The following is a 16,792-nucleotide window of genomic DNA, read 5'->3' on the forward strand; positions in this document are numbered from 1 at the left end:
GAAACCATGACCATACGTTTCGATGCCGTGCCGCCACTCGATCCCAAGGTGGCGGCGTTCGTCGGCGGCAGCCATGCGATGCTTGTCGGCAACGCGTGGCTCCCGGCGGCCTCGGGAAAGACGTTGGAAGTGGTCGATCCTTCGAACGGCCGGATCATTGCCGCCGTGCCGGCCGGCGACAGCGCCGACGTCGATCTGGCGGTCCGGGCCGCGCGCAAGGCGATCGACGGCCCCTGGTCGAAAATGGTGCCGGCCGAGCGCGCCAGGCTGATCTGGAAACTCGCCGATCTGATCGATGCCAATGTCGATATGCTGGCGACGCTCAATTCCTATGAGAGCGGCAAGCCGATCGGTGATTCCCGCAATGGCGAGGTGCCATTCACGGCCGAGACGTTCCGCTACTATGCGGGGTGGGCCACGAAGATCAATGGCGAGACGATGACGATCAACGCGCCCGGCGACTGGCACGCCTACACCCGCCGCGAGCCGGTCGGCGTCGTTGGCCAGATCATCCCGTGGAACTTCCCGCTCAGCATGCTCGCCTGGAAGGTGGCGCCGGCCTTGGCGGCCGGCTGCACAATCGTGCTCAAACCGGCCGAGCAGACGCCGCTCGGCGCGCTCTATTTCGGCAGGCTGGTCCAGGACGCCGGTTTTCCGGAAGGCGTAGTCAACATCCTGACCGGCTTTGGCGAAACCGTCGGTGCGGCGATGTCTGCCCATCCCGACATCGACAAGGTGGCATTCACCGGTTCGACCGAGGTCGGCCGGCTGATTGCCCGCGCCGCGACCGGCAATCTCAAGAAGGTCAGCCTGGAACTTGGCGGCAAGGCGCCGACCATCGTGCTTGGCGATGCCGACATCGACATGGCGGTGGCCGGCGCCTCAAGCGCGGCATTCTTCAATGCCGGGCAGAGCTGTGGCGCGGGAACGCGTTTCTTCGTTCACAAGAAGATCTACGACAAGGTCATGTCCGGGATCGCGGAGCGCGCCGAAAAGCTGAAGCTCGGCGCCGGGCTTGATCCTGCGACGGAGCTTGGCCCCGTCGTCTCTCAGCAGCAGATGGAACGCATCACCCGGCTGATCTCGGAAGGCAGGAGCGATGGCGCCGAGATCGTCACTGGCGGCGCGCGTGCGGGTGACGTCGGCTATTTCGTCAAACCGACGGTCATTTCCCGTACGCGGCCTGACATGTCGGTGATCCGCGAAGAGATATTCGGGCCGGTGGCCTGCGCGATGCCCTTCGACGACGAGGACCTGGACAAACTCGCCAGGGATGCCAACAACACCGAGTATGGCCTGGCCGCATCGATCTGGACCAACAATCTGGGCGCCGCGCATCGGCTGGCCGCAAAGATCAAATCCGGCACGGTCTGGGTGAACTGCCACAACTTCAATGACGTCACCATGCCGTTCGGCGGGTTCAAGCAATCGGGCTGGGGGCGCGAACTTGGCGAACAGGCGCTCCAGCTCTACACCGAGACCAAGACCGTCGCGATCCGGCTGCCATAGGCGAGGGGGCGGCCGATGTCCTGCTACGAGACGATCGATGCGCGGTTCGGGGATCTGATCGATCCGGTCGCATTCCTCGAAACCATCCACACGGGAAATCGCTGGGCGGAGGGGCCGGTCTATTTCGCCGACCTTCGCTCGTTGATCTGGAGTGATATTCCCAACGACCGCATGCTGCGATGGGACGAGGAGACGGGCGCGGTTTCGCTGTTCCGAAGCCATGTCTCCAACCCGAACGGCAACACGCGCGATCGCAGCGGAAGGCTGGTCACCTGCATGCAGGGGGAACGCCGCGTCGTGCGTACCGAATGGGACGGCTCGATCACGGTGCTGGCCTCCGCCTATGATGGCAAGCCGCTGAACTCGCCGAACGATGTTGTCGTGAAGTCCGACGGCAGCATCTGGTTCACCGATCCGAACTACGGGATCATCTCCGATTATGTCGGGCGCAAGGGCCTGCAGGAGCAACCGGGCTGCCGCGTCTACAGGATCGATCCGCTATCGGGGAAGATCACCGTCGTTGCCGATGATTTTTCCATGCCGAACGGGCTCGCCTTCTCGCCCGACGAGAAGCACCTTTATATTTCGGACTCCGGTTTTCTAACCGACCGCAGCGCTCCCCATCACGTCAGGCGGTTTGACGTTGACGGCGACAGATTGGCAAATTCCCGCATCTTCGCCGACATATCGCCTGGCATTCCGGATGGTTTTCGCGTTGATGTCATGGGCAATCTCTGGATCAGCGCTTGGGATGGCGTACAATGCCATACGCCCGAGGGTGAACTCATCGGGAAAATCCAGGTGCCGGAAATGGTTGCGAACCTGGCCTTTGGCGGGCCGCGCAACAATCGGCTGTTCATCACGGCGACAACATCGGTCTATGCCGTGTTCCTGAATGTCCGAGGCCAGAAGTACCCGTTCGGCACGTGACACGGACACCACTGGGGGAGCTTGGAAGCGCTGCGGCAGCGGATGGTTGGGGTGAAAGTTGGACACGAAGCAGCTACAGGTATTCATCGCCGTCGGCGCGGCTGGCAGCTTCTCGAAGGCCGCACTCGACCTCAGCGTCACCCAGCCGATGGTCACGCGCCATATTCGCGGGCTTGAGGAGGAACTCGGGGTCGAGCTGTTCTATCGCAACGGCCGCGGTGTCGTGCTGACCGAGGCGGGCGTGCTCCTGAAGGCCCATGCCGACGAGATCGTCGAGCGGATGCGGCTGGCGCAAAATGCCGTCTCGAACCTCAAATCCTCGCCGAAGGGAAGGTTGGTGCTGGCCGTGCCGCCTTCGGTCGGCACTGTGTTGACGGTGCCGCTGGTCAAGAAGATCAAGAACGAGTTTCCCAATGTCGCGCTGCAGGTGATCGAAGGCTTCAGCGGCCATATCCTGGAATGGCTGATCGCCGGCCGCATCGATGCCGCCGTGCTCTACAATTCGCCGAACCATCCCTCGGTGCTGACCGAGCCGCTCGCCGATGACGAGCTGTTTCTGATCGGACCGGTCTTGTCCGAGCGCGTGCTGCCGCGCGGGCCGGTCGGCCTCAACATCTTCGCCGAGCTGCCGATGATCCTGCCCAGCCGCCCGCACGGGCTGCGGCGGCTTATCGACAACACCCTGGCGGAGCATGGCATCTATCCGCGCGTCGAGATGGAGCTGGAGGCAATGCCTTCAACCTTGCTTCTGGTCGAGGAGGGCACTGGCTATACGGTTCTGCCCTATGCTTCCGTCCATCTCCTTGTCGAGGCAGGCCGCATCGAGGTCTGGCCATTCGACCCGCCGATTACCCGGCAGCTGATCCTCGCGACCTCGTCGCAGCGACCGATGTCCTCGAATTTTCGCCCGCTCTTCCGCGCGGTGCGCACGGAACTGCGGGACATCATTTCCACCCACATCTGGAAACCGACAACTTATCCTGAATGAGTGTTGGTGCCGTCATTCCCGATCGGGTGGAAAGATCGGCCGCAACCCGCTTATCCGTCGGGTCGATGCCGAATGCCCTGAACTACCCGTCAGCATTCGAGTGACGGTGAGACCTCTATGGCGATTGTCGAGGTGTCGGGCTTGAGGCCAGCACATTGGCTAAACTCGCGATAGCGTGCACGCAACTCGGTTGCCAGCCATGTGATCAGGGTACAACCAGTTCGATAAGGAATGGCCCATTGCGTCGAAACGACATCGTCAGCAATTGCGTGAAACGCTCCATCGAAGCCGCTTGTGCCGCTTCGACGCCGTAGCCCTTTGCCAGATCGATCCAGCTGATCGACGGGTTCTCAAGGCTCATCATGTCGAGCGCGACCCGCCCCGGATCGGCTCCGACATTGGCCAATTCGCCCAGCAGAATTGCGTATTTGCGATTGGAAAGAATGATCGTCGTGACATCGAGGTTTTCGCGTGCCTGCGTCCACAGCCCCTGTGCGGAATAAAGAGCGGATCCGTCCGCTTGCAGGTTGACGATCCTTCGCCCGGGCGCGCCAATGGCCGCTCCCGTGGCGAGCGGAATACCGGCGCCAATCGCGCCGCCCGTAAGTTGCAGCCAGTCGTGCGGAGCGGCATTCTGGGTTTCGGAGAAGAAATCGCGGCCGAAGCTGACGCTCTCATCCACAATGACGCTTTGCCCGGGCAAAAGGGCGCTCAAGGCCTGTGCGACCGCATGCGACGTTATCAACCCGGTCGGAGGCGATATCTTTTCCCTGACAGCAGGCAAGATCGGATGATCAGTGGCGCACAGTTCGTCCGCAAGCCGCAAAAGGGCATCATTCAGATCCTGTTCCGGTCGGGCAAGGACATGAACGACCGCATCTCTTGGCTCGGCCGAAGCAGGCTTGTCCGGGTAGGCAAAGAATGCCACCGGACGCGTTGCGCCCACAAGGATGACGTTTGAAACGTCCGACAGCACCTTGACGGCCTGGTCTATGGGATAAGGGAGCCGAGCAATCGGATATCGTCCTTCACCACGTTCAATGCGGGCATTTGAAACGGGAGCATAAAGCCTGGCATTCGTTGCGGCGGCGATCCTGCTCGCCAGTTCGAGCTGCGGCGCGCGCAACGCCACGCCGCCAAGAATGATCGCCGTCTGCCTGCCTGAACGCAGCAGGCGCGTTGCCGTCATAACGGCGTCGGGGCTCACTTGCGGGGCGCCAGAGACGGCGCGGGGCGACCCCACAATACCGCCCGGGCTCCAGCAGACATCCGACGGCAATATCAGGCTAGCCGTGCCGCCCGGGCTTTGCAGCGAGGCTTCGACGGCGGCCGCGGCGTCTTCTCCAACGGCGTGCGAACTCGTGGATGTTCTGACCCATCGCGAAACCGGCCTTGACCAGCCTTCGGTATCGGCCGTCAGCGGTGCGTCCAGCGGGCGGTGATAGGTCGCCTGGTCACCAACCAGATTGACGATCGGTGTGTTCGCACGGCGTGCGTTGTGAAGGTTGGCGAGGCCGTTTGCCAGGCCCGGGCCGCAATGCAGCAAGGTGGCGGCTGGCTTGCCGGTCATTCGTCCATAGCCGTCCGCGGCGCCGGTCACCACGCCTTCGAACAGGCCAAGTACACAGCGCATCCCGGCAATGCGGTCCAGCGCCGCGACAAAGTGCATTTCGCTGGTTCCCGGATTGGCAAAGCACGTGTTCACCCCACACGCCAGCAAGGTCCTGACCAGACTCTCGGCACCGTTCATCATTTTTCTGTCCGATCCTTCAAGACGTCGCGTTCGAGGTCGGTCGGCTGGCGGCTCCGTCGTAGCGCGCTATGCCGATCCCCGCGGGGGACGTGACGGCCTTGAGGGCGGAGGCGAGATCCTTGAGTTTCTGTGGTGTGTACGCATCGTAGTAGGCTTGGTTCTTGCGGCCGATTGCGTGCTCGGCGCTGAAGCTGCCGCCGAAATCGTTGACGACGATATCGACCACCCAGTCGCGGACGCGTCTTTCGAAGGTGCTGTCGGCGGCACTTGCACCGCCCTTCGACGCGACCAGATTGAAATGCACGCCGCCATCGCCGATATGGCCGAAATCGCAGATGGAAACGTCGGGAAATTTTTGCGGGATCTCGATCGCCATTCGTTCGCAGAACGCCATCAGTTGCCCACGGCGGAACGAAAGATCAAAGGCGACAAGCTTGCCCAGATGCTTGACCCCTTCGGAGATCGCATGCCGCAGTGACCAGATCTCATGCGGTGGTCCGAAGATCGCATCCGCTAACGGACAGTCCGCGCTTTCCCAGATTTCAGCGAGCACGCTTTCGAGTGTCTCGGAGAGGGGCTGCTCGCCCTGCCTCGGGTCCCAACTGCGCGTGATCTCGACGAGGATGACATAGCTGGGTATCAAGCCGCCCTGGAACGGGTTTCTCAGCGATGGGATATGGGCCAAGGTCGCTGCGATCGCATTCCCCGACATGCCTTCGAAGGCGGTCAGGTATGCGCCCAGCCGCGCTTCCATGGCATTGAGTAGAGGCATGATCTTGGCCGGATTCGTCGGGACCAGCAGCGCCGCCGCCGTCTGGCGGGGCAGCCGCTCGAGATTGAGGACGCATTCCGTGATCAGGCCGAAAACCCCTGACGTGCCGATGAACAAGTGCTTCCAGTCGACGCCGGTGTTGTTCTTGCGCAGGTCGAAATTCAGGTCGAGGACGGTTCCGTTTTCGTCCGCCAGGACGACCGTTAAGCCCAAAGTATTCTTGCGGACATCGCCAAATTTCAGGAAGCGTGCGCCTCCGGTGTTGGTCGCCAGCATGCCGCCCAGCCGCGGATCCGCGCCAAGATCGATGGGGAAAAACAGCCCGTGCCCTTCCAATTTCGCATTGAGTTCGGACAGCCGCATGCCCGCGTCGGCGCGAACGGAGCGGTTGTCGAGGTCAAGTTCGAATTTCCGGTTCATTCGGTCGATGCTCAGAACCGCCTGCCGGCCGCTGGCATCGGGTGTCGATGCCGCGACCACTCCGGTGTTTCCCGCCTGCGGCACGATATGGATTCTCTCGCGCACGCAGTAGGAGATGGCGGCTGCGGCCTGCTGCGTCGTTGCCGGACGCAAGACAAAGGCCGACTTTCCCTGATCGACCCGGGCGCCGACTTCATAGGGGGCCATGTCGGTGCCGGTCAGCACGCCGTTGTCGCCGAGTATGGCGCGCAGTTCAGCAACATGGCGTTCGATCTCAAGGACTGACATATGTCTTGTTCCGTTGTTTCCGCTGGGACTGGAGCGCGTTTGTTCGCCGGCGAAAGTCGATGCGCCTCAGCCGGGCCATCCGAACTGCCCGACAGGTGCTCCGGGCACGGCCACCCTGAAGCTTATCAGCGAGCCGCTGTTGGTCCTGCCGGGCGCGATCGTGGAGAGAGACGTCACAAAGAGGGTTCGCAGATCGCTCCCCCCAAAGCAGGGCATGGTGGGCGCATCGAGCGGCACTTTCACCGGGTCGAGCATGAAACCGTCAGGCGTTATTCTATTGAGCCGTCCCGCGGAGACACCGGCGCTCCAGTATGTGCCATGCTGATCGACGGCCGCGCCGTCCGGCAACCCCTTCATCTCGTCGAGTAGGGCGATCATGCGGCCATTTGAAATGTTCCCGGTCGCTGCATCAAAATCGAACGCCTGGATGAAGGGGCCGCGGGAATCCGCGTGATACATGGTCCGTCCATCGGGGCTCCAGGCCAGTCCGTTCGAGACGTAAAGCCCATCGAGAACCTTCCTGCTTCGCCCATCAGGCGTGATGCGATGAAGGGCGCCCGAAGGCGCCCTTGGCACCGCATCGTGCATACTGCCGACCCAGAAACAGCCGTCCGGTCCGACTTTTCCATCGTTGAGACGATTCATGGTCATCTCGGGTTCCGGATGGACCAGGAAGTCGAGACGCTGCGTTGCCGGATCAAAGAGATGGATGCCGCTGCGCAAGGCGACGACGAGGAGGCCTCCATTTGCCCTGCCGATGCTGCCGACCTCGCACGGCATCCTGTAGTGCGCGATGCTCCTGGAGATGGGATCAAGGCTGTAGATGGCCGGGCGCAGGATATCGACGAACCAGAGGATGGATCGAATGGGGTCCCACACCGGACTCTCGCCAATCTCGAGCCCGAAATCGATGCAGGTCTCGAACGAATTGGTCGTTATGGGCACGTCTATCTCCACCTTGCACTCCAAGACAGTCGGCGTCCGATGTGATGTTAGAAATTTGATATAGCAAAATAGCTATCTTTGTCGACTGCCGATCATGCGTATGGCCGTCATATTTCTCGAAAAGGGGGCTTTTCGGCAGGATTTTGGGCAAGGCAGCCTGGTGTTTGGTTGTCAGAATGTCATCAGAATCAGAGATTTATGCCAGGAATCGCACCATAAAATGGGGATAGGCATGGATTCTGCCGAAGTGCGCTCAAGGTCGAGCCGGTCTGCCTTGTCGCTTAAAAAGAGATTGACAGACGTTCGGGATTGGCATCTATGATATATCAAATAAGGCGCCCTGAACTGAATCAGGCGGACAACAAGGGGAATGAGCAATGATCAAAACAGCCGATATGCCCAGCACCGGGCGTGCAATCCGGGCCGTCCTTCTCTCAACCACGGTGGCTGTGATGCTGGCCTCCTCGCTCGGCGCCGTGTCGGCGCAGGAGAAGCCGTTGATCATCGCGCGCAACCTCGCGGTCAATTCGCTCGATCCGGCGCGGACCTCCTGCGACACCTGCAATATCTTCCTCTATGCCGTCTACGAGACGCTGGTGCGCCTCGGCGACGACAACAAGACCATCATTCCGGCCTTGGCGCAGAAGTGGGAAGTCAACGACGACAACACGGAGTTCACTTTCCATCTCAACCCGAAGGCTGTTTTCGCCGATGGGTCGCCGGTCGAAGCCAAGGATGTGAAGTGGTCGTGGGATCGGCTGACCAATTTGCAAGGCGGCATGGCCTGGCTGTTTGAAACGGTGAAGTCGATCGAGACGCCGGACGCTCACACGGTGGTCGTCAAGCTCACCCAGCCCGACTCCGAATTTCTGGGGAAGGTGATTGCGCCCTACGCTGGTATCGTGAACAGCGACGTCGCCATCGAGCATGGCGCCAAGGCCGGCAAGGACGATGCCGCCACCGACTCCGCCGAGCCCTGGTTCCTCGCCAATTCCGCCGGGAGTGGCCCCTATGCGCTGGAATCCTACAGCCCCAATGATGAGCTGCGGTTCAAGCGTAACGCGGCCTATTGGGACAAGCCGGCGGCGATCGAGGAGATTGTCATCAAGCAGACGAAGGACTCGGTTGCCCAGGCCCAGGTCCTGCAGAGTGGCGATGTGGATATAGCCATGCAGATCGCGCCCGACACGGCAAAGACGATCAATGTGCCTGGCGTTACCGTCGAGACTGTTCCCTCGTACAATTTCATCTACATGGCGATCAGCCCGGGAGCGAAATCCAACAAGGTCCCGATGGACACGAAGGTCCGCCAGGCGATCGCCTACGCGCTCGACTACCAGGGCATTATCGACTTCACCATCGGCGGCGCCGGCAAGATGGTGCCGGTGGCAATCCCGAACGGTTTCCCGGGGACCGACGGTCTGCCGATGCCGGTCCATGACGTGGAGAAGGCAAAGGCCCTCCTCAAGGAAGCGGGACTGGCGGACGGATTCGACATCGAGTCAGTGTTCCCAAACGAGAATTACTATGGCGTCGACATGTCGACCTTGATGCAGCTCGTCCAGCAGGACCTGGCCAAGGTCAACATCCGGCTTCAGCTGAAGCCGGTTACCTTCCCCGTTTGGCTCGATACCGTCAAAGGCGATGGAACATCGCTGACGGCGTCCTTCTACGCGCCCGACTATTACGGCACCGACCAGTATGTGAAGACATTTGGCATGATCCCGGGCACGCGCTGGCTGAAGCGTTCGGGAGCGGAGCGGGTGCAGGGCGTCCTTAACATGGAGGAGAAGGCGTTGTTGGACAAAGCTGTCGCATCGCCCACCGAGGCGCGTGACAAACTTTACAATGAGATCGCCCTGGAGATGATAAAGGATCGCGTCATCGTCCCGTTGGTCGGGCCGGATACGGTGCTTGCCTACAGCAGCAAGGTGCAAGGCATGAAGTACAGCGTCACCGCCGTGCTGCCGTTGCAGGATCTCAGCATCAAGAAATAGCGCCCAGTCGCGGAGTGGCCTGATCGAGAGTTCGAATTCATGCAAGCCTACCGATATGTCTTTCGTCGCTTGATCGGGTTGCCGCCGCTTCTGCTTGGTGTTCTGACCGTCGCCTTCATCCTGTCACATGGCACGCAGGCCGATCCCTTGTCATCGATCCTGCCGGAGCGCCAGCTCAGCAATCCCGAGGCCGTGGCGGCCGCCAAGGCAAGATGGGGGCTCGATAAGAGCCCGGTCGAGCAATACGTCCTTTATGTCAAGAACGTCGTCACCGGCGATCTCGGCATTTCCTTTCGTACCAAGCGCCCGGTTTCGCAGGATCTCCTGGCGCGTCTGCCGGCCACGCTGGAGCTTGTCATCGCAGCCCTGCTTGTCGGTTCGGTCTCCGGTATTCTGCTGGGTGTGCTGGCAGCCAGAATGAGAGACACGATTGTCGATCACCTGGTCAGGTTGTTCGCGCTGCTCGGCTCTTCCATTCCCGTCTTCTGGTCGGGTCTGGCGGTGCTGTCGATCTTCTCCGTGCAGCTTGGAATCCTGCCTGGGCCAGGCAGGCTCGATTCACGTTCCACTCCTGTGGATCCAATCACCGGGTTCTACACCGTCGACGCGCTGTTGCATGGCAACATCTCCAGCTTCTTCGAGGCCGTTTCGCATCTGATCCTTCCGGCTGCTGTTCTGGGTTGGTCGATCACCGGCATTATCTCGCGGCTGGTAAGGGCCAGCATGCTCGACGTCCTTGGCCAGGATTACATCATGATGGCCAGGGCAAAGGGGGCGAGTAGCAAACGCGTGCTCTTCCATCACGCGTTGCGCAATGCACTTATCCCGGCAATCACCGTGATCGGCTATTCCTTTGCATTCCTGATCACTGGCGCGGTTCTGACCGAGACCATTTTCTCGTGGCCAGGCATAGGCTCATATGCCGTGGATTCGGCGCGAGCCCTGGATTATCCGGCGATCATGGGCGTGACCATGCTCGGTGGCGCCGCCTTCCTGCTGACCAATCTCCTGACCGACCTCACCTACGTGCTGGTCGATCCAAGAATCAAACTCCAATAGGCGGCGAGATGGCCAGTATCATATTCGCCCCGTCCCGGCAGCGCCGCCGCCGTGACCTTTGGTCTGTCGTCCCGGGCTATATCGGCCTGGTCATCATCCTGTTCTGGATCATGGCCGCGCTGACGTCCCAATACTGGATGCCTTATGCTCCGCTCGACATGGTCGGCCGGCGCCTGCAACCACCAAGCTTCGCGCATCTGTTGGGTACCGATGCGATCGGCCGCGATGTGTTTTCGCGCACCATGGCTGGCGCCGTCTATTCGATCCCCATCGCTTTGCTCGTCGTCTCGGTCGGCGCATTTTTTGGCAGCCTGCTCGGTGCCGTCGCCGGTTTCTTCGGCGGCTGGACCAACACGGTGATCATGCGCCTGGTCGACGTGACGTTATCGTTTCCGCCCATGCTCCTGGCCATGGCCGTGGCCGCCTCTCTCGGACCGGGGCTGTGGACCGCAACATTGGCGATGATTGCCGTCTGGTGGCCACTCTACACGCGGCTGATGCAGGCACAGGTCATAAGCGTCAAGCAGATGGAGCATGTCGATGCCGCCATCTCGTCTGGTGTCAGGCCGCGCCGGCTGTTGACCCGCTACATTCTGCCGCTTTGCTGGACGCCCATTCTGATCAACGCGACGATGGATTTCGGCCAGGTCGTCTTGCTGGCGGCCTCCCTGAGTTTCATCGGGCTTGGAGCCGCACCGCCGGCGCCGGAATGGGGAGCGATGGTCTCTGACGGCGCGGTCAATTTTTACTACTGGTGGATCGCGGCAGCCCCGGGGGCCGCCATTCTGAGCGTCGTGCTGGCCCTGAATTTCATCGGCGACCGGGTGCGCGACATTTTGGATCCGAGGAAGCATGCATGAAGGATGAAGCGCTTCTCGATGTCCGGGATCTCAAGATCGCGTTCGACACACCGTTCGGATATGTCGACGCCGTGCGCGGCGTGTCGTTTTCCATTCGCAAGGGCGAGATCATCAGCCTGGTCGGCGAATCCGGGTCCGGCAAAAGCATCACCATGCGTGCCGTCATGGGGCTCTTGCCGCCGTCCGCGCGTATCAGCGGCTCGGTAAAATTGCTCGGCAGCGAATTGATAGGCTGCCCGGCGAAGAAACTCGAGCAATTGCGCGGCTCCAGGATGTCGATGATCTTCCAGGATCCGCTGACCGCCTTGAACCCGGTGCTGACCGTCGGAGACCAGGTCATGGAGGCGATACGGATCCACAATCCGACGATCTCGGCGAAACAGGCGCATGATCAGGCGCTCGCGTTGCTTTCCGAAGTCGCGATACCGTTTCCGGAAAAGCGCATGCAGCAATACCCGCACGAATTTTCCGGTGGCATGCGTCAACGGGTGGTGATCGCCATCGCCATCGCGAACAAGCCGGACTTGATCATCGCCGATGAGCCGACCACGGCGCTCGACGTCACGGTCCAGGCTCAGATCCTGGAGCTTTTGAGGCAGCTCTGCCGCCAGCAGGGCACCGGGCTGGTTCTGATCACGCACGATCTTGGCGTTGTCGCCGGCATGGCCGAAGGGGTCTCGGTCATGTATGCGGGATCGATCGTCGAGCGTGCCGCCGTCGACGATCTGTTCGATCGGCCCGGCCATCCCTATACCCGAGGCCTGTTGGGCTCGCTTCCCGAAATGAAAGGCGAGATCGGCCGGCTCATCGACATTGGTGGTGCTCCGCCAACGGCTCAGACCATACCGTCAGGTTGCGCGTTCAACCCGCGTTGTCATTTCGCTATCGATCGGTGCCGGAGCGAATCTCCATCATTGATGAAGGCTGGCGCCTCGGATGTGGCATGCCATTTGGCACCGACGCTGCCGCAGTATCACAGCCGAAGGAAAACGGCATGACGTCGGCCACACGCGACGATCCGACACTGAAGCAAACCGCCGACGAAAGCCCGTCGCAAGCGGACAGGCCGGCTCTGCTTTCAGTGCAAAATCTCGTCAAGGAATTCGGTACTGGGGGAGCGTTTTCGGGATCAAAGAACGCGCCGGTGATCCGCGCGGTCGCCGGAGTGAGTTTCGATCTGGCGACAGGAGAGACGCTGGGTCTTGTCGGCGAATCCGGTTGCGGCAAGTCGACCCTCGCGCGTTGCATCCTGCGGCTGTCTCCCCCGACCTCGGGAGAGGTCTTCCTCAACGGCGTCAATCTCGCAAAACTCAGCGAGGAGGAGATGCGCCGCCAGCGCCGTCATCTCCAGGTGGTGTTTCAGGATCCGTTCGCATCGCTTCATCCGCGCATGCGTATCGGCGAGATCATTTCAGAGCCTTTGGGCCTTCTCGATATGACGAAGAAGCAGCGACTGGAGCGCCTTCACGAACTTGTCGACCTGGTCAAGCTGAACAAAGAGCATCTTCAGCGCTTCCCGCACGAGCTTTCGGGCGGTCAAAGGCAACGCGTGGGCATAGCACGTGCGCTTGCGGTCAATCCCAAGGTGGTGATCCTGGATGAGCCTGTCTCCGCGCTCGACGTCAGCATTCAGGCCGGCATTCTGAACCTGCTTGCGGATCTGCAGGAACGGCTTGGCCTCTCCTACCTTTTCGTCGCGCACAATCTTTCCACGGTCCGTCATATCTCGAACCGGGTCGCGGTCATGTACCTTGGAAAGATCGTCGAACTCGCGCCAAGGGAGCAGATATTCGACAGCCCCAGACATCCCTATACCGTCGCGTTGCTTTCCGCCGTGCCCACTGCTGATCCAAGGAGCGAGCGTCAGCGACAGCGGATCGTCTTGAAGGGGGACTTGCCGAGCCCTGCTGCGCCGCCAAGCGGCTGCAGGTTCCGAACCCGGTGTTGGAAGGCACAGGATCTATGCGCAACCGAAGAACCCATGCTGCGCACCGTCGGCAGGTCTACTTTCGCTTGCCATTTTCCGGAGCCCGACGTGAGATAAGGTTTGTTCCGAGCTTTAGCGCAGCGATGGAACGCCTCCAGACTTATGCTATGGGAGAAAGAGCATTTCGCGGTTTGGCCCTATGTGATGAGCAGTCATGAGTTCCCCGGCGACGGAAGAAATCGATTTGGAGCCTGAGGGACAGGATGCAAACCGCGACAGTCTGTCGGAGCGCATTTATGCGCGGTTGCGCATCGATTTGATGACCGGACAATACGAGCCTGGCAGCCGGCTCAATATTCGCCGGCTCGCCGCCGCCTACGATATGTCTCCAACCCCGGTGCGGGAAGCGATCGTTCAACTCGTTCGCGAGGGCGCGCTGGAATTGCGGCTTGGCCATCAGCCGCGCGTGCCTGTCCTGACCATTCCCCAATACATCAACATCCGTGAGACCAGGGCGCCGCTTGAACGTCTCGCGGCGGAACTGGGCGCCGTCCATATCAGCGAGGACGACATAGAAGCCCTGAAGGCACTACACGACAGGTTCGTTCAATCCGAAAACCAGGAACGCTGGAAGGAGGCCTTGGCCGCCAATCAGGAGTTTCATTTCACCATCTACCGGGCATCAGGCAATGATGTGCTGGTCCGCTGCATCGAGAATCTGTGGCTCCTGGCTGGCCCGTTCGTGAACAATCAGTACCCCCTTGTCCGCAGCGCGGCCCACAGCGTGCATCCGCATCTTTTGATTATCGACGCTCTCGCACGCCGGGCGCCCGGTGAAACCGGCGAACTGGTCGTCCGGGATCTGCGCGAAGGGTCCTATGTGATCCTCGAGAAGATCAAGAACGAGGCCAATGCAGGGCATGTGAAAAAGTCCCGACGCAAGAAGGCCGAGGCTTGATCGGTCCGCTCCTGGTGGCCGCAGTGGCGCGGTCGGTGTCGGCCCTATTTTGACGGTGTCGTCCTGGCTGCGCGGCGGGCCTTGAGCTTCTCTGCCCCGATTGCCGCATTCCGGTCCATCATCTTCCAAAGGCTGCGCGGACTGGCCCCGAGCTTCTTGACGACCTTGCCGCGTTCGAGCGGCGCAAAGGCCTCGATCGTATTCTTGCGAATGGCTTCCAGGACGATGCCTGCGACAAACTCCGCGGTCACTGGCGTTCCGGCAAAGGACAGCGCCATCGCATCGTCCTCGGCCTCCTTGTCGAGCATCGGTGTTTCGGTCGAGGTCGGATGAACGATCGTGAATTTCACCGGGCTGCCGCGCTCCTCGAGCGCGAGGGCAAGATGATACGCACGAAGCGCATGTTTTGCCGCGGCATAGCTCGCAATGCCGGGAAACGGCAGGAATGCCGTCATGCTGCAGACGGTGACCAGATGGCCATGTCCTTGTGCGTTGAACTTCGGCAATGCGGCCATCATGCCTTTGACGGGGCCGAAGAAGTTTGTCCGCATCGTGTCCTCGTGCTTTTCCATCGTCAGGTCGCGCGCGTAACCCGTGTGGACGATCGCCGCATTGTTCACCAGAACATCAAGGCGTCCGAATTTTTCCCAGATGTGCCCGAGCACCTGTTCCCACTGCTCAGAAGAGCAGATGTCCAGTTTGACCGCCGAGGCGGCAGGACCGATTTCCTTCGCAACCGTCGTCGCGCCGGGGAGGTTGATATCGGCCAGCACCACCGTGTTGCCGGCTTCGGCCGCCAACCTGGCCAGAGCCGCGCCGATGCCGCTTGCCGCGCCGGTAATGAGAAAGACCTTTGGTTTGGACGGTTTCATTTTGCCTCTGTCTCTTGTGGGCCAGGCACTGCGACCTGGACGATAAACCTGCTAGAAATAGGTGCGGACGGAACTGACCACCTGGTAGCTCTCGTCAACGACATGCATGACGCGCCATTTGTCGAAGGTCAGGCAAGGATGCGAGATGCCGAAGCCGATCATGTCGCCGACTCTGAGCGGCGAGCCCGCCGGGATGGTCATGTGACAGTGCTGATCGTTCAGGCGTGTGACGGTATGATCCGGCGATAGTCTCTGCGGGCTTTCCATGCCGCCTCCAGGCCGGAACCATGTCAGCGCCACCGGCTGGTCGTCGTAGGAAACGTCGCGTTTGCCGAGTCCGGCAATCAGCTTTTCTTCCTCCGGCCGGGATTGCACATAAGCCCAGACTTCGAGAGCCGGCGTGAGCCCACCGCGAGAGCTGGCAAGCCCGGGATTGCGTTCCCTGAGCGCATCGACGGCTTTGGCGTAAAGGACGGAATCGTGCGTTATGTAGCAGCCGGATCGCACCAGAACCATGCTTGGCCGCGACAACGCCGCGGCGCCAAGTCCTTCGACCACCACGTCGTAGAAGGCGGAGCCTCCGGCGCTCAGGATTATTGGTTCGGCGGCAAAGAGGTTTTCGGCATCGCAAAGGCGGGCCAGCGAAACCATCTGTCCGACAAAATTTTCGACAAGCTTCAGCGTCGCCCTGTTGTCAGCGCCCTTGAGGAGACCTTCGAAGCCTTCTATGCCGCGAAGAGCAAGCACCCCTTCGGTGCGCTCGATACAACGAGCGAGCTCCACGGCCTCGTCGAGGCCGCGGCATCCGGTACGCCCTCCGGCATAGCCGAGTTCGACCAGCACGTGCAGTTGGCGCTTCGATCCTGCCTTGCGGGCGGCGTCGGCAATCGTGCGGATGTTGTCCTGCGAGTCCGCGAGAAACAGGAATTCAAAACTTGAATCCGCGGCCAGTTCGCTCATCACATAGTCGATCGCCTGCCGTCCAATAAGCTGGTTGGCCAGGAAGATGCGCTTGACGCCGAAGCTTCGGGCGATCTGGATCTGATGCAGCGTCGAGACGGTAATCGCCCAGGCTCCGTCGGCAAGCTGGAGGTCGAACAGGGCAGGGCACATCGTGGTCTTGCCGTGCGGCGACAGGATCGCGCCGGCATCGGCCAGGAAGGATTTCATCCATGCGCTGTTGTCCCGCACGGCCTGATCCCTGAGGACCGCAACGGGAAGTGGCAGGTCTTCCCGCAACAGATTCCAGTGTTTTGCCGCTACATCCTTGATTGGCGTCGGTCCGCTCATTGGCGGGACGCCCTTGTCCAGGGAGGACAAGGGGAGATCCATGGAGTTGAGAAGCGATGGCATCCACTAAAGACCTATTTTGATATATGATTGATACATTCTTCAGCCTGCTTCGGCAAGTAGGGTCTCCCATTGAAATTTGTCCGATGCGACCAAAATGGCGCTCCGAGAGCACGTTGATGTTAGGTTGCTCGCCTTCTGCTGAACTCGGGCACGGGCGACAA

The 16,792-nt window shown here is 60.9% G+C and carries 14 protein-coding genes; 9 read left to right on the forward strand and 5 right to left on the reverse strand.

Annotation, left to right across the window (positions count from 1 at the left end; all coding sequences use genetic code 11):
• Positions 1–6 precede the first annotated feature (6 nt).
• From FJ977_RS26200 to FJ977_RS26210, 3 genes are read left to right on the forward strand one after another with little or no spacing between them, the layout of a single operon-like run.
• Positions 7–1,509, forward strand: coding sequence for an aldehyde dehydrogenase family protein (locus FJ977_RS26200; protein ID WP_140775051.1), 1,503 nt, complete (start codon positions 7–9; stop codon positions 1,507–1,509).
• A gap of 15 nt (positions 1,510–1,524) precedes the next feature.
• Positions 1,525–2,439 (forward strand): SMP-30/gluconolactonase/LRE family protein, encoded by a 915-nt coding sequence (locus tag FJ977_RS26205; protein WP_140775052.1) that lies wholly within the window; start codon positions 1,525–1,527, stop codon positions 2,437–2,439.
• Between the two features lie 58 nt (positions 2,440–2,497).
• The gene (locus FJ977_RS26210) at positions 2,498–3,427 is read left to right on the forward strand and encodes a LysR substrate-binding domain-containing protein (protein ID WP_140775053.1); all 930 of its coding nucleotides are present in this window, start codon (positions 2,498–2,500) and stop codon (positions 3,425–3,427) included.
• A 205-nt stretch (positions 3,428–3,632) separates the two neighbouring features.
• Here FJ977_RS26210 and FJ977_RS26215 read toward each other — a convergent pair whose 3' ends face one another.
• The 3 genes from FJ977_RS26215 to FJ977_RS26225 all read right to left on the reverse strand — a co-directional run bounded on the left by FJ977_RS26215 (position 3,633) and on the right by FJ977_RS26225 (position 7,605).
• Entirely contained in the window at positions 3,633–5,180 is a 1,548-nt protein-coding gene (locus tag FJ977_RS26215; protein WP_348643231.1) for an acetolactate synthase large subunit, read from the reverse strand.
• A gap of 16 nt (positions 5,181–5,196) precedes the next feature.
• A complete protein-coding gene (locus FJ977_RS26220; RefSeq protein ID WP_140775054.1) occupies positions 5,197–6,660 on the reverse strand; it encodes an FAD-binding oxidoreductase in 1,464 nt (487 codons plus the stop codon).
• A gap of 66 nt (positions 6,661–6,726) precedes the next feature.
• Positions 6,727–7,605: an SMP-30/gluconolactonase/LRE family protein gene (locus FJ977_RS26225; protein WP_246683337.1), complete on the reverse strand. Its 879-nt coding sequence runs from the start codon at positions 7,603–7,605 to the stop codon at positions 6,727–6,729.
• 377 nt (positions 7,606–7,982) lie between these two features.
• On the opposite strand from FJ977_RS26225, the gene FJ977_RS26230 reads away from it, so the two are divergent.
• The 6 genes from FJ977_RS26230 to FJ977_RS26255 all read left to right on the forward strand — a co-directional run bounded on the left by FJ977_RS26230 (position 7,983) and on the right by FJ977_RS26255 (position 14,406).
• Complete coding sequence (locus FJ977_RS26230; RefSeq protein ID WP_246683338.1) at positions 7,983–9,602, forward strand: ABC transporter substrate-binding protein; 1,620 nt, start codon at positions 7,983–7,985, stop codon at positions 9,600–9,602.
• A gap of 39 nt (positions 9,603–9,641) precedes the next feature.
• Positions 9,642–10,661, forward strand: coding sequence for an ABC transporter permease (locus tag FJ977_RS26235; RefSeq protein WP_140775055.1), 1,020 nt, complete (start codon positions 9,642–9,644; stop codon positions 10,659–10,661).
• A gap of 8 nt (positions 10,662–10,669) precedes the next feature.
• Positions 10,670–11,521 (forward strand): ABC transporter permease, encoded by an 852-nt coding sequence (locus FJ977_RS26240; protein WP_140775056.1) that lies wholly within the window; start codon positions 10,670–10,672, stop codon positions 11,519–11,521.
• Positions 11,518–12,519 (forward strand): ABC transporter ATP-binding protein, encoded by a 1,002-nt coding sequence (locus tag FJ977_RS26245; RefSeq protein WP_140775057.1) that lies wholly within the window; start codon positions 11,518–11,520, stop codon positions 12,517–12,519. The genes FJ977_RS26240 and FJ977_RS26245 overlap by 4 nt, the downstream gene beginning before the upstream one ends.
• On the forward strand, positions 12,516–13,565 hold the full coding sequence (locus tag FJ977_RS26250) for an oligopeptide/dipeptide ABC transporter ATP-binding protein (protein WP_181180075.1): 1,050 nt from the start codon (positions 12,516–12,518) through the stop codon (positions 13,563–13,565). Before FJ977_RS26245 ends, FJ977_RS26250 begins: the two co-directional genes overlap by 4 nt.
• Positions 13,566–13,662: 97 nt before the next feature.
• Positions 13,663–14,406 carry a GntR family transcriptional regulator gene (locus FJ977_RS26255; RefSeq protein WP_140775059.1) on the forward strand — a complete coding sequence of 248 codons (744 nt, stop codon included), beginning with the start codon at positions 13,663–13,665 and terminating at the stop codon, positions 14,404–14,406.
• 44 nt (positions 14,407–14,450) lie between these two features.
• Here FJ977_RS26255 and FJ977_RS26260 read toward each other — a convergent pair whose 3' ends face one another.
• Positions 14,451–15,278, reverse strand: a complete 828-nt coding sequence (locus tag FJ977_RS26260; RefSeq protein WP_140775060.1) for an SDR family NAD(P)-dependent oxidoreductase — start codon at positions 15,276–15,278, stop codon at positions 14,451–14,453.
• A gap of 51 nt (positions 15,279–15,329) precedes the next feature.
• Positions 15,330–16,469 (reverse strand): amino acid deaminase, encoded by a 1,140-nt coding sequence (locus FJ977_RS26265; RefSeq protein ID WP_210243870.1) that lies wholly within the window; start codon positions 16,467–16,469, stop codon positions 15,330–15,332.
• Between the last annotated feature and the right edge of the window lie 323 nt (positions 16,470–16,792).

The organism is Mesorhizobium sp. B2-1-3A (assembly GCF_006442655.1).
Lineage (GTDB): Bacteria > Pseudomonadota > Alphaproteobacteria > Rhizobiales > Rhizobiaceae > Mesorhizobium.